Here is a 225-nt window from a genome sequence, read left to right as displayed (position 1 = left end):
AATCACTCGCAAGTGGATGACGACCTTGACGCCCTCGGGTTCTCCGGCTCCAAACTCTGGAACGTTGGACGATGGACCGTTCAACGCGTTTGGGACGAAATCGACCACATTCCAGACCACACCGAACTCACCGCGTACCTCAAGAGCCACGAACGCTATGATGACCTACACTCGCAGTCAAGTCAGCGAATTCTGCAAGAACTCGCTGAAGCGTTCCACTCTTGG

General features: G+C 54.7%; 1 pseudogene. It reads left to right on the top strand.

The window, feature by feature from the left end:
* A pseudogene (locus C482_RS12330) lies at positions 1-225 on the top strand (RNA-guided endonuclease TnpB family protein); the annotation flags it as partial.

Source organism: Natrialba chahannaoensis JCM 10990, assembly GCF_000337135.1.
Taxonomy (GTDB): Archaea; Halobacteriota; Halobacteria; order Halobacteriales; family Natrialbaceae; genus Natrialba; species Natrialba chahannaoensis.
The sequence above is the reverse complement of the archived record's forward strand: the minus strand, read 5'-3'. Positions and strand labels throughout refer to the sequence as shown.